Source organism: Agrobacterium sp. 22-3639C2, assembly GCF_053522105.1.
The window spans coordinates 135365-148537 of sequence record NZ_JBNWDB010000001.1 but is presented as its reverse complement, the minus strand read 5'-3'; the positions used below and the strand labels follow the sequence as shown (position 1 = coordinate 148537).

The window sequence follows — 13173 nt, the reverse complement described above, 5'->3', positions numbered from 1 at the left end:
AATTCATCAAAGCTTCAAACTGCAATCACCTGCCTGTCATGTGGCACCCCTATCGCCTCAGTCCTGTCTTCAACAGGCATTGAGGGGTCTCCACCATGAAGCATATTCTTTTCGCACCTTTCGCCGTTCTTGCGCTCGCAACCGCATCCCATGCAGAGCAGGAGTTTTCGGCAAAGCTGGTCTCGCACGCCATTCTGCCCGCCAACACCATCATCGCAGCACCTGCCGATGCGCCGGAATACCTCAAGACATCCGCCAAGTTCACGACGGCCGACCGCAAGCGCGCCGAGGGTCTCGGCACCGTGCCCGGCAAGGATGGCGTTCGCCCGACCGGCCTCTCCATGCCGTTCAACGGCCAGGCCATGCAGGGCTTTTCCGGCATCAAGGCCATGGAGGACGGCAGCTTCTGGAGCCTTTCCGATAATGGTTTCGGCTCGAAGCTCAACTCCAGCGATGCCATGCTGATGCTCCACCACATCAAATTCGACTGGGATGCCGGCAAGGTCAACGCGCTGGAGACGGTGTTCCTTTCCGACCCGGACAAGAAAGCTCCCTTCCCCATCGTCATGGAAGGTTCGACCAAACGTTACCTGACGGGCGCCGACTTCGATGTCGAATCCATTCAGCCCGTTGCCGACGGCTTCTGGGTGGGCGAAGAGTTCGGTCCCTACATCCTGAAATTCACCCGCGACGGCAAGCTGACCGACGTCATCGCCACCAAGGCCGGCGATATCGAGGTGAAGTCCCCGGATCATCCGACCCTGGCACTGCCCGGCAACCCCACGCAGAAAATGCCCGCCTTCAACCTGAAACGATCAGGTGGTTATGAAGGCATGGCGCTCTCCAAGGACGGCTCGAAGCTTTACGGCCTTCTCGAAGGCCCGCTCTACACCGCCGAAGGTCAGGTCGAAAAGACCGAAGACGGCTCAACCGCCCTTCGCATCATCGAGCTCGATACCGCCAAGAAGGAATGGACAGGCCGCACCTGGCTCTACCCGCTGGCGCAAGGTGGCGAAGCCATCGGCGATTTCAACATGCTGGACGAGAGCACCGCGCTGGTCATCGAGCGTGACAATGGCGCCGGCACCGCCGACAAGGCCTGCGCCGACCCGAAGAAGCCGGACGTAAACTGCTTTGCCGTACCTTCCAAGGTCAAGCGCATCTACAAGATCGAATTCAACGACGCCAATGCCGGCAAGGCGGCGCGCAAGATCGGCTATATCGATCTGCTGAAGATCTCCGATCCTGATAACAGGAAGCGTCAGGGCGGCGGCAACGGTTTCTACGACATGCCGTTCGTGACCATCGAGAATGTCGACCGTGTCGACGCCACCCATATTATCGTCGGCAACGACAACAACCTGCCCTTCTCGGCCGGTCGTGCGCTGGACAAGGCCGACGACAACGAGTTCGTCCTGCTGGAAGTCAAGGACCTTCTCGACGCGAAGTGAGGAAAAGGGTGCCGGAATTCGTTCCGGCACCGTCAGCGCATCGGCGCAATCTCAACTGAACGGAGCGTTCCTGCGGCCTGAAAAAGGAAGCGAGGCGCTCCGTTACTGTACCGACCCAACCTGACCCGGAACCCGGTTCCGAAACAGGAAAGACCCGTCATGCAGGACAATGCCGAACGACTGTATTACGCCCTGAGGAAAAGCTGGTCGCTCGAAACCAGCAGCCTGTGGTCGAGAGAAAACCCAGCCAGGGGGCAAGGCGGCGTTACAGCTCTTGTGGTGCAGGATATTTTCGGTGGCGACCTCGCCAAAACCGTCGTTAGCGGCGCCGACCATTTCTACAATATCGTCAACGGCACCCGCTGGGATTTCACCTTCACCCAGTTCGATATTCCGGTCGGTTACGAGGACAGGCCCGCCACCCGCACGGAGGCGATGGCAAGGGCCACGCCCCTGCAATATGCCTATCTCAGCGCCTGTATCAGGAAGGCGCTGGGGCACGGTTGAATAATAACGGCTTGTAGCGAGGCGACCGGTTTGTCTCGGCGACAAACCGATTTCGGTCTGTCGTGTTTTTCGTTTGCGGTTTCAAATCCACAACTTCAGCTTCTCCTCCCAAAGCAGACACAATCCATGGCATAGTACCGCAGGTAAACGAGGCGTGCCGAGAGGAGAGTTGTGCGATGAGTGAGAGCTGCCCGGTCCTGACGCCCGCCGAACGGCAGGTTCAGGATATATTGCAACGGACAGAATCGGCGATGGTGTCCACTATTTTCGCAGCGCTTGAGCGTGCAAGCAAACAGGCTGCTGACGAACTCCAGTCAATCGGGTCTGAAATACAGCCACCGCCTCGTGACTATTTTGCCGCTGTCGCACACCAGCAGCTTTTCCTGCTGCTATGCGGAGCCGACCTGGAAACATTCGAGGGCGGAGATCCCGAAGTCGCGCGTCACATCATTCAGAATGCCCAAAACATATCCGATCATTACTGGAAGTAAAAAAGCTGCGACCGCGGATGGTTCCGGCGGCTGACGGCGCTGTGTGAAGCCTGATTTCGTTTCACGCAAAGCGCGTACACGATCTGCATTTCAAAAGGATATCTGGCCTAATCGGCTTGCCTTCGCAATTTCACGTCATACGCCGTTCATAGTCCCCGGTTACGCAGGCCGAAATCCGGAGACAGGCATGCACTCAACCGCACAACTCAATCGCCCCAAGCTCGCAGAGACAGTTATCCATTCGACGGCAAGCATAAGGGACTCGAACATAGGTAGCTGCTGCGAAATTTTGGCCGATACCTCTCTGCACAACGTCGAACTCGGGAATTACTCCTACCTCGGACCCCGTTGTATTGTCGGTGATGCGACAATCGGGAAATTCTGCGCTATTGCCGCGGACGTCAGGATTGGCGCACCGAACCATCCAATGGACCGACCGTCCATGCACCGTTTCAGCTACTGCCCGGAATATTACGCTACAGAGGCGGTGCGCGACCACGCTTTTTTCGATCGCCGCAAGGAGGATCGCGCCGTCATCGGTCACGATGTCTGGATCGGTCATGGGGTCATCGTGTTGCCGGGCGTGAAGGTTGGAGACGGCGCCGTGCTCGCAGCAGGCGCGGTCGTCACCAAGGACGTGCCGCCCTACACCATCGTCGGCGGTGTTCCCGCGAAAATCATTCGCGAGCGGTTTTCGCAAACCGTGGCGGGGAAGCTTGCCAAAATCGCCTGGTGGGACTGGCCCTTCGAGACGATCATGGCGCGGCTAGCCGACTTTCAATCAAGCGATATCGACGCCTTTTGTCAGCGCTGGTCCTAGTATAGCCCCACAACTGCCTGCGGTGCCAAATGGCCGGCGTCTGCCCGTTACTCGAACACAAACGCCAACCGCTTGCCCGTCAGCTTCGCCAGTTGCTGCAGGCGTCCGTCCAGACGCTCGCCGGCAAAATCGCAATAGGCGTGTGGTACGACGAATTCCAGATCCAGATCCGGATTGGTGGATTTGCGGAATTTCAGGTGATCGACGACACCGGGCATGGAGGCTGAGAAGAGGTAAACGACGCGCAGCAGGCCGCCCAGCAACTTGCCGAGTTCCAGCAGGCGGTCACCCGCCATGGCGGCAAGCGGCTGTGTGGTACCGTTGTCGTTCAACCCTTCGAAGCGGTAATAATTGGCAAGCGCAATATAGGCGCGGCCCGGATGGGTGATCGCCACGAAGGAGGAGTGGGCGATGATGTTGAGCGCCTGCAGACCGCGATAGTCCGGATGTGCACGCCAGCTGATATCGGCCAGAAGGCAGGCCGCCTGCCGGTAACGGCTTTCCTCTTCCGTCTCCTCGATGCCGAAGACCGGAAAGGTGCGGCCGCTCCAGTCGGCCAGTTCGCGCGCATGTTCGGGCGAACGGGCACGCAGAATGGCAAGCTCGTCGGCCGTGACCAGCAGCGGGTCGGTATCCCGCTCCGCTTCCGTCAGCAGCGAATAAAGATAACCTTCGCGCACGCCCTGCGCCGAGAAGGCGATCGTTGCCGGCTTCATCGCCTTTAGAACTTCACGCATGGCGATGGCGCCGAACGGCAGAAGCGAACGGCGGTTCTTGGAGACCGCCTGCCAGGCCGGGTCCTTGCTGTCCCTGGAGACGATGACTTCTTCCAGAAAATTCAGCATTTCCGCCAGCGGCAATTCATATCCCTGCATCATGTGCAGCGGATAACCCGTGATCTCCATGTGCAGCTTTGCAATGTTTCGCCACGTGCCGCCCACGGCATAAAAGGTACGCCCCTCGCCGGCCGCCAGCAGCTTTGCGAAAGATTTGACGTGCTTGCGGGCAATTGTCGTCGCCTTCTCCAGCGAGCCATCCGATTGTTCCGACAACCGAAGGCCGCCGAGCGGCAGGGTGATGCCCTCGCCGCAGTTCTTGCCCTTGATGTCGATGAGTTCCAGCGAACCGCCGCCCAGGTCGCCTGCAATGCCATCCGGGTCGTGGAAACCGCTGATCACGCCATAGGCGGAATAAAGCGCTTCCTTTTCGCCGGACAGGACCTCGATCTCGCAACCAAGTATGGCTTCGGCTTCACGGATGAAATCCGGGCCGTTTTCCGCTTCACGCGCTGCCGCTGTCGCCAGTACGTAGAGTTGCTGCGCCTGCGCCTGTTCGGAAAGCGCATGGAAGCGACGCAGTGCCATCAAAGCCCGGCTAACGCCTTCCTCATGCATCCGGCCCGTGAGGGCCAGTCCCTTGCCGAGACCGCAAAGGACCTTTTCGTTGAACAGCACGGCGGGCGCGCGGGAAAGACCTTCATATACGACGAGACGAACGGAGTTCGAACCAATATCTATGACGGAAACGGGGGCAAGGCCGGTCAGCCGCCCCTGTGCTTCTGATCGAGTCATTCAGCCTGTTTCTTGCGGGAAGAAATCAACCCGGCAATCAATTTGGGCGCACTTGATTTCAGGGCTTCACCACGTCCGGAAAGGCTGGGATTGGTCATGAAATAGTGCTGCGCGTTGAACGGTTCTTCGCCTTTACGCACCTCGATGCGCCTCGACGTTCCGTCCGCAAGTATCTCGTAGCTCTGCTGGTTGTCAATGAGATTGCCCAGCATAATCTGTGAAAGAACCTGCTCGTGCACGGTAGGGTTGGTGAGCGGCACCAGCGTTTCAACCCGGCGATCAAGGTTGCGCGGCATCATGTCGGCGGAGCCGATATAGACCAGCGCCTTGTCGGACGGCAGGCCGAAACCATTGCCGAAGCAGAAGATTCGGCTGTGCTCGAGGAAGCGGCCGACAATCGACTTGACGCGGATATTGTCCGACAGACCCGCAACCTGTGGGCGCAGGCAGCAAATGCCGCGCACGACGAGATCGATCTCCACGCCAGCCGCGCTGGCGCGGTAAAGCGTATCGATAATCTCGGGATCGACCAGCGAGTTCATCTTCATCCAGATCGCCGCCGGCGCACCGCGCTTGGCGTGCTCGATCTCTTCGTTGATGTGCTTCACGATGCGCGCACGCAGCGTATAGGGCGAAATGGCGAGCTTCATGCCCTCTTCCGGTTCGCCGTAACCCGTGATGAAGTTGAAGATATTCGCCATGTCATGGGCGATCTTCGGGTTGCAGGTGAAGAAGGACAGGTCGGTATAGATCTTGGCCGTGATCGGGTGGTAGTTGCCGGTGCCGAGGTGGCAATAGGTTCTGAGCTTGCCGTCCTCGCGGCGCACCACCATCGACATCTTGGCATGCGTCTTGAGTTCGATGAAGCCGAACACCACCTGCACGCCGGCCCGCTCCAGATCGCGCGCCCAGCGGATGTTCGCCTCTTCGTCGAAACGCGCCTTCAATTCGACCAGCGCGGTCACGGATTTGCCGGCTTCCGCCGCGTCGATCAGCGCGCGAACGATCGGGCTGTCGTTGGAGGTGCGGTAAAGCGTCTGCTTGATGGCGAGCACTTCGGGGTCGCGCGCAGCCTGCAACAGGAACTGCACAACCACGTCGAAGCTTTCATAGGGGTGGTGAACCACCATGTCTTTTTCGCGGATGGCGGCAAGGCAATCGCCGGCATGTTCACGCACGCGCTCGGGGAAACGGGCGTTGTAAGGCTCGAACTTCAGATCGTCGCGCGGTGCGCGCACGATTTCCGAGATGGTGTTGAGGGCGAGCAAGCCGGGTAGAACGGCAACGCGATTATCAGGCACGCCAAGCTCGTGCACCACGAACTGGCGGAGCGACTGCGGCATTTCGCTGTCGGTCTCAATGCGGATAACCGAACCGCGGCGGCGGCGCTTCAGCGCGCTTTCGAAGAAGCGGACCAGATCTTCCGCCTCTTCCTCCACCTCGATATCGCTGTCACGGATGATGCGGAACGTGCCGAATCCCCGGACGGTATAGCCCGGATAAAGACGGTGAATGAACAGGCCGACCACATCTTCAAGCGTGATGTAGCGGATGGCGTTTTTCTCATCCGGCAAACGAACGAAGCGGTCGAGCGCCGTCGGGAGACGCAACAGCGCTGTCATCGGCTCGCGGCCGTTGACGCTGTCGAGCTGCAGGCCCATCGAGAAACCGAGGTTCGGAATGAAGGGGAACGGGTGCGCAGGGTCGATGGACAGCGGCGTCAGCACCGGGAAAATACGTTCCTCGAACTCGGTGCCCAGCCAGGTACGATCCGCTTCGGAAAGTGCGGCAGGCCGCACGATGAAGATTTCTTCCTTGGCGAGATATTGCTGCAGAACGGCAAGCGAAGCCTGCTGCTCCATCTGCAGGTTGTCGATTTCCTTCAAAATGTCTTCCAGCTGCTCGGCCGGTGTCTTGCCGTCAGGTGTCTTGACCGTAATCTTCTGGCGCACCTGGCCTTCGAGGCCGGCGACGCGGACCATGAAGAATTCATCGAGGTTGGCGGCGGAGATGGACAGGAAACGCAGCCGCTCCAACAGCGGATGATCCGTGTTCAGCGTTTCTTCCAGAACACGCCGATTGAACTGGAGCCAGGAGAATTCGCGGTTGATGAAGCGCGCGGGGCTGTCCCAGAGGTTCTCGCCCTCGGTCATCGGCTGAACCTTGTTGAAGTCGTCCTGCACAATAGCGTCCATGTCCTGTACCATCCCCTGACTTTCCGTCCCGTGATCCTGCTGCATCCCGCGATCGTCCCTCTTGCCCGTATAACAGTTTGACGACGGAACTGTGACAGTCAATCGACCTCCAGCCCGCTGCCCCTTGTCCCTTCGCCCATCGCGTTAAGGACTTCCGCCGCCAAGGGACGGGTTATCCTTGTTCCACGCGAAAGCGCCAGCCTGTCGATACGGTCCACAATCGTCTGCGCCGTATCGAGTGAACGCTCCATTCTGTTGACGATGTAGCCTATGAGTTTGTCATCCATATAAAGCTGCCGGTCGGCGAAGAGTTTCACCAGAACCTGTGCCAGAAGACCCTCGTCGGGCTCGCCTGTCTCCACCACAGTCACGGCTTTCAGGCGTGAGCGCAGGTCCGGCAAGGTCACCGGCCATGCGGCCGGCCATTGCCGGCTGGTCATCAAAAGCGTGGTGCCGTGCTGGCGCACGCTGTTGATGACATGGAAAAGTTCGGTGTCGTCAAAACCGCGGCGATCGGCATCCTCAAACAGAACCGGTCCGGTTTCGGCAATACGCGCAGCGCCAACACCGGCTTGCGGGTGGATATCCTGCGCGCTGCTGATATTTTTCCAGATATTGGCGAGATGCGATTTTCCCGAACCCGGAGGCCCGGCCAGCACCACTACGGGCGAAGGCCAGTTCGGCCATTCGTCCACAAGGCTGACGGCAGCCTTGAGCGAGTCGGACACGAGAAGATCGTCCCTTCCAGAAGCGGACTGGTGTGAGAATGCGAGCGGCAGCTGCTCGGCCTTCGACCGGGCGTTGTCGTTTTTGATTTGGTCAGTCATCGTTAGCCCTGAGAGTCAACCTTGCCGGAGGACGTTTCCTGTTCTTCCCAGGGAAGGTTGGCGGCGTGTCCATGGTAAAGATCGCTTTCAAGATATCGCGACAATGCAAAGCGGACAAGCACGCCAACGGCTGCCGCCGCCGGCACGGCGACCAGAAGGCCGACGAAACCGAAAAGCGCACCGAAGGCGAACAATGCGAACATCAGCCACACCGGATGCAGGCCGACGCTGCTGCCGACGAGCTTCGGCTGCAGGATGTTGCCTTCGATGAACTGGCCGGAAAAGAACACGGCAAGTGTCAGAAATACATAGATATAATCAGGCCAGAACTGCACGATGGCGACGCCGACGGCAAGGATGAGGCCGACCATCGAACCAATATAGGGAATGAAGCTGATAAGGCCGGAGAAAAGGCCGATCAGCAGGCCGAAATTCAGGCCCACCAACGACAGGCCGACAGCGTAATAAACGCCGAGGATGAGGCAGAGCGACCCCTGCCCGCGCACGAAGCCGGCAATCGTCCTGTCCATGTCGCGGGCGATCTGGCGGACCGTATGCACGTAGTCGCGCGGTATCCAGCTATCGACCTTGTCGATCATCCGGTCCCAGTCGAGCAGCAGGTAGAAGGCGACGACGGGTGTGACGACCAGCAGCGACATGACATCGACCAGCGATTTACCGGAATTCCAGATCTGCGTCAGCAGGGTGCCGATGAAGCCCGCGCCTTCGGTCAGCAGCTTGGAAAAATTCTCCTTCACTGCATTGATCTGGTTGCTCACCCAGTCAGGCAGCAGATTGGCGTCCGCACCGGCGATCAACTGCTGCAGGGACGAGATATATTGCGGGATGCGCGTGATGAATTCGGATGCCTGGGCGGCAATCAGCGGAATGATGATAATGAGCGACAGCGCGAAAATCAGCACGAAGGTGACGAGGATAACGACGGTGGCCATCAACCGGCTCAGGCCTCGGCGCTCCAGCCAGTCGGCAACCGGATCGAGAAAATAGGCAAGTGCCATGCCCGCCACGAAAGGCAGGAGGATGGAGCTGAAGACCATCAGGAAAAAGATAAAGACGGCAAGCACGCCAATCCAGAAAAAAACCTGCCGGCGCAGGCTCGTACCGCTCACATGGGGTTGCATCCGTTCATCCTCTTGTCGCCGTGCCGTCATTGCCCATGATGGAGATAGGATGCGCATATGCACATGGTCAAGGCCGGTGGCCCGGTAGCGATAGACACGGCGGTTACCAGGTCTGTGCAACGACGACGGGTTTTCAAGTATGCGCTGCGCATATCGCTGTCGAGAGGCCCGAGGCACACAAAACGTCAAACCGTCGCAAAGCCGTTAAAAACCGGAGCTTTTGCCACTCAAACCCTTGCATCAGGCCCCGTCCCGTGCGAATGGCGACGCCAAAGGAACCAGCGGAGACGAGAGCGATGAGCCAGTCGGGCAAGAACGGTCTTACCTATAGTGACGCAGGTGTGGATATCGACGCCGGCAACCTGATGGTCGAAAAGATCAAACCGGCGGTGCGCTCGACGCGGCGTCCCGGCGCGGATGGCGAAATCGGCGGCTTCGGCGGCCTGTTCGATCTGAAGGCCGCAGGCTTTAACGATCCGGTTCTGGTGGCCGCCAATGACGGCGTCGGCACCAAGTTGAAGATCGCCATCGACGCGAATTTCCATGACACCGTCGGCATCGACCTCGTAGCCATGTGCGTCAACGATCTCGTCGTGCAGGGCGCAGAACCACTGTTCTTCCTCGACTATTTCGCGACCGGCAAGCTCGACCCGGATCAGGGCGCTGCCATCGTGTCCGGCATTGCTGCCGGCTGCCGCGAATCCGGCTGTGCGCTGATCGGTGGTGAAACCGCTGAAATGCCCGGCATGTATTCCGATGGCGACTACGATCTCGCGGGCTTTGCCGTGGGTGCTGCCGAACGTGGCCAGCTTCTGCCCGCCGGCGATATTTCCGAAGGCGACGTCATTCTCGGACTTTCGTCCTCCGGCGTTCATTCCAACGGTTTTTCGCTGGTGCGCAAGATCGTTTCGATCTCCGGCCTTGACTGGGACGCCCCGGCACCCTTCGCAGATGGCAAGAAGCTTGGCGAAGCGCTGCTGACGCCGACGCGCATCTATGTAAAGCCGCTTTTGAAGGCAATTCGCGAGACCGGCGCGCTGAAGGCGCTGGCGCATATTACCGGCGGCGGCTTCCCGGAAAATATTCCGCGCGTTCTGCCCAAGCATCTCGCCGCCGAGATCGATCTCGACGCGATCGAGGTTCCGGCTGTGTTCTCGTGGCTTGCAAAAACCGGTGGCGTTGAAGCCAAAGAAATGCTGCGCACGTTTAACTGCGGTGTCGGCATGATCGTGGTCGTTTCGGCTGAAAATGCCGCCAAGGTCACCGATGCTCTGACGGCGGAAGGCGAGACCGTGTTCCCGCTCGGCCGCATGGTCGCCCGCGAAGAGGGTGCGCAAGGCACGATCTACAAGGGCGCCCTCAGCCTATGATGAGCGCCGCCTCTCGATCTGGCCGCGCACGTGTCGTCGTTTTCATTTCCGGCAGCGGCTCCAACATGGTGTCGCTTGCCAAGGCCTGTCAGGAGACGGATTTTCCGGCCGAGATCGCCTGTGTAATTTCGGACAAGGCGTCGGCAGGCGGGCTGGAAAAGGCGCGGGCGTTCGGTATTCCCACGCTCGTTTTCGAGCGCAAGACCTATGCCAGCAAAGCCGAGCATGAGGGCGCCATTCTGGCCGCACTTGGCGAGATTGCGCCTGATATCATCTGTCTTGCCGGTTACATGCGGCTGATCTCCGGGGATTTCATCGCCCCCTACGAAGGCCGCATCATCAATATCCACCCTTCCCTGCTGCCGCTTTTCCCCGGCCTGCACACCCACCAGCGCGCCATCGACAGCGGCATGAAGATTTCCGGCTGCACCGTACATTTTGTAACCGAAGGCATGGACGAAGGCCCGACGATCGCGCAGGGCGCGGTGCCGGTTCTTTCCGACGACACGGCCGAGACGCTGGCGGCGCGGATACTCACCGTCGAACACCAGCTTTATCCACTTGCCCTGAAGCAGCTTGCGGAAGGCAAGGTGCGGATGGAAGGTGGAAAAGCCATTTCCAGCGGCGACGCAAGTAAATCCGAGTATCCCAGCCTGATTTCTGTTAACTGATAAATATTTCACTAAAGTACAAAGATACTTAAAGTGGTATTTCCTATAAAATAAACCGAACGTTTACCATAATCACCTCTAATGCCCGCAACGGCCCCGCATTTTGGAGCCCTCCGGTCATTCAGGAGCGATTATGCTATTTTCGAGGTTTTCCCTGCCGCTTTCGGCCGTTTTACTGTTGGGCACGAGCCTGCCGCTCGCCGCCGAGCAAAGCGGCATCACCGCTTCGCTCGATGCCGGTGTTCTAAACATCAAGGCCACCGAGACCTTTTACAACGGAAGCCACAAAAACAGTCAACTTGACTGGAAAACAACAAATGCCATGGCGTTACGCGGATCGCTTGGACTTGAGCTGTCACCCGAGTGGCGCATAAAAACGGAAGGTCGAATCGGCTTTGCTGGCGATGGCTACATGACCGACTACGATTGGCTGCCTCCTTATTACAGGGATACATCGAAAACTGGATGGAGCGACCGCTCACAGCACAGCGACACCCGCCTCGACCACTACCTGACCGGAAGCATCGAAATCAACAGAACACTGCTGGAAGACCCGCTGCAGCACCTCAGTGCCGGTATCGGCTTTCGCTATACCGACGTGCAGTGGTCCGCCTATGGCGGTGACTACATCTACAGTTGGAGAGGATTTCGCAATAATGTCGGTGAGTTCAACAATAGCGAAAAAGCCATCACCTACCGGCAGCAAATCCCCGTATTTTACGGCAATGTGACCGGTGGGCGCAAATTAGGGAACTGGTCGCTGAATGCCGGCCTCGAAGGCGGCGCAATGATCTATGCGAAAGCTACGGACGATCACTGGATGCGTTCGATCCGCTTCACCGACAAATTCCATGTTGGCGGCATGTTCGGAGCAAAAGCGGGCATCGCCTATGCCCTGACTGAGAATGCCTCCCTCTACCTGGATGGCGCATACGAATATACGAGCTTCGGTCGCGGTGACAAAACCCTCACACCGACTGGCGGAACTACCGGCCTGTTTTATAAAGATTCGGCGGGCGGCGATATGCAGTCGCTTTTCGTTGGGGCCGGCGTAAAGGGCAGATTCTGAGTTGAAGGCTTCCGGTTGAGGCGGGGGAAGATGTTATTATCGCACGCAGAACGAAGCTGTGGCATGCCTCGTAAAAGCGATCGATCCTCAATCTCGTCGACACCTCATCTCTGCGACGCGGACAGAACGGTCGCAACGAAAAAAGACAACTCCGGATGAGGTCAAGGCGTGGAAAGAAGAAGGCCGCAAGTAATGGCCTTTGTCATGGACGCCTCGGTAGTCGCGGCTTGGTTCCTGCCTTACGAGGACGGCACAATCGCCGATCACGTCTCCATCATCCGCCTGGCACGAAACATGCGCTTCCCGCCTATGATGCTGCCTACCTCTCGCTTGCGATTTCGCACAATGTGCCTTTAGCAACACATGATAGGAAGCTTGCGGCTGCGGCAAAGTTGGAAAACGTTGCGTTCGCTTAAGGTTTGCGTAGAGCCGCTCGATTCAACATGGCCCACTGCAACAGAATAATCGTCTTGGAATCGGTGATTTCGCCGGACGCGATCATCGCGAAGGCTTCGTCGAGGCCGTAGGTCAGAACCTCCAGATCCTCGCCTTCGGTTTCCAGACCGCCACCGCTGCCGGCCTGCACGTCGAGATCGATGCGGGCGACGAAGAGGCTGACTTTTTCGGTGAGCGTTCCCGGGCTGGCATACATGTCGAACAGGTATTCGACCTTTTCCACCGCGTAGCCAGATTCTTCCATGGCCTCGCGGCGAATGGCGTCGGCCGCATTGTCGTCATCGAGGAGCCCCGCTGGCACTTCGATCATGAAGCTTGGATCGCCGTTCACGAAGACGGCAGGGCGGAACTGGCGCACCATCACCACGCTGTCGCGTTTGGCATCGTATAGAAGGATGGCGGCGGCGCTGCCGTGATCGTGGACTTCCCTGATGATGCGGATTGTCTTGCCATCCGGCATGCGCTGATCGAAAATGAGCTTCTGCATATGCACGAAGCCCTTCCACACCGTTTCCTTTTCCACCAGCCGGACCCTGCCGGAATCAGTGTCGGCCGGAACGTTTTTCGCTTGCGTCTGTGTCACCGGATATTCCCTTGCCTGTC

Annotated in this window: 12 protein-coding genes; 7 read left to right on the top strand and 5 right to left on the bottom strand. The window is 58.7% G+C overall.

Annotation, left to right across the window (positions count from 1 at the left end):
* Positions 1-95: 95 nt before the first annotated feature.
* From ACQZ6D_RS00735 to ACQZ6D_RS00720, 4 genes are all read left to right on the top strand, one after another.
* Positions 96-1451 (top strand): esterase-like activity of phytase family protein, encoded by a 1356-nt coding sequence (locus tag ACQZ6D_RS00735; RefSeq protein ID WP_065688201.1) that lies wholly within the window; start codon positions 96-98, stop codon positions 1449-1451.
* Between the two features lie 159 nt (positions 1452-1610).
* Positions 1611-1958 carry a YunG family protein gene (locus ACQZ6D_RS00730; protein ID WP_003512467.1) on the top strand — a complete coding sequence of 116 codons (348 nt, stop codon included), beginning with the start codon at positions 1611-1613 and terminating at the stop codon, positions 1956-1958.
* Between the two features lie 176 nt (positions 1959-2134).
* Complete coding sequence (locus ACQZ6D_RS00725; RefSeq protein ID WP_080798841.1) at positions 2135-2449, top strand: hypothetical protein; 315 nt, start codon at positions 2135-2137, stop codon at positions 2447-2449.
* A 187-nt stretch (positions 2450-2636) separates the two neighbouring features.
* Positions 2637-3269, top strand: coding sequence for a DapH/DapD/GlmU-related protein (locus ACQZ6D_RS00720; protein ID WP_025593022.1), 633 nt, complete (start codon positions 2637-2639; stop codon positions 3267-3269).
* A 47-nt stretch (positions 3270-3316) separates the two neighbouring features.
* Here the strand turns inward: ACQZ6D_RS00720 and ppx are convergent, their stop codons facing one another.
* From ppx to ACQZ6D_RS00700, 4 genes are all read right to left on the bottom strand, one after another.
* On the bottom strand, positions 3317-4840 hold the full coding sequence (gene ppx, locus ACQZ6D_RS00715; RefSeq protein WP_003512464.1) for an exopolyphosphatase: 1524 nt from the start codon (positions 4838-4840) through the stop codon (positions 3317-3319).
* Positions 4837-7035 (bottom strand): RNA degradosome polyphosphate kinase, encoded by a 2199-nt coding sequence (locus ACQZ6D_RS00710; protein ID WP_075807550.1) that lies wholly within the window; start codon positions 7033-7035, stop codon positions 4837-4839. The genes ppx and ACQZ6D_RS00710 overlap by 4 nt, the downstream gene beginning before the upstream one ends.
* A gap of 98 nt (positions 7036-7133) precedes the next feature.
* Positions 7134-7862: a DnaA regulatory inactivator HdaA gene (hdaA, locus tag ACQZ6D_RS00705; protein WP_141193673.1), complete on the bottom strand. Its 729-nt coding sequence runs from the start codon at positions 7860-7862 to the stop codon at positions 7134-7136.
* Positions 7863-7864: 2 nt separating this feature from the next.
* Positions 7865-9004 carry an AI-2E family transporter gene (locus ACQZ6D_RS00700; RefSeq protein WP_013635868.1) on the bottom strand — a complete coding sequence of 380 codons (1140 nt, stop codon included), beginning with the start codon at positions 9002-9004 and terminating at the stop codon, positions 7865-7867.
* 296 nt (positions 9005-9300) lie between these two features.
* Between ACQZ6D_RS00700 and purM the strand changes: the two genes are divergently transcribed.
* From purM to ACQZ6D_RS00685, 3 genes are all read left to right on the top strand, one after another.
* Positions 9301-10374: a phosphoribosylformylglycinamidine cyclo-ligase gene (gene purM, locus ACQZ6D_RS00695; RefSeq protein WP_113157610.1), complete on the top strand. Its 1074-nt coding sequence runs from the start codon at positions 9301-9303 to the stop codon at positions 10372-10374.
* Entirely contained in the window at positions 10371-11045 is a 675-nt protein-coding gene (purN, locus tag ACQZ6D_RS00690) for a phosphoribosylglycinamide formyltransferase (RefSeq protein WP_113157609.1), read from the top strand. The genes purM and purN overlap by 4 nt, the downstream gene beginning before the upstream one ends.
* Positions 11046-11178: 133 nt before the next feature.
* Complete coding sequence (locus ACQZ6D_RS00685; RefSeq protein ID WP_448729573.1) at positions 11179-12114, top strand: omptin family outer membrane protease; 936 nt, start codon at positions 11179-11181, stop codon at positions 12112-12114.
* 412 nt (positions 12115-12526) lie between these two features.
* On the opposite strand, the gene ACQZ6D_RS00680 is transcribed toward ACQZ6D_RS00685, so the two are convergent.
* A complete protein-coding gene (locus tag ACQZ6D_RS00680; RefSeq protein WP_025593009.1) occupies positions 12527-13153 on the bottom strand; it encodes an NUDIX domain-containing protein in 627 nt (208 codons plus the stop codon).
* Positions 13154-13173: the final 20 nt, after the last annotated feature.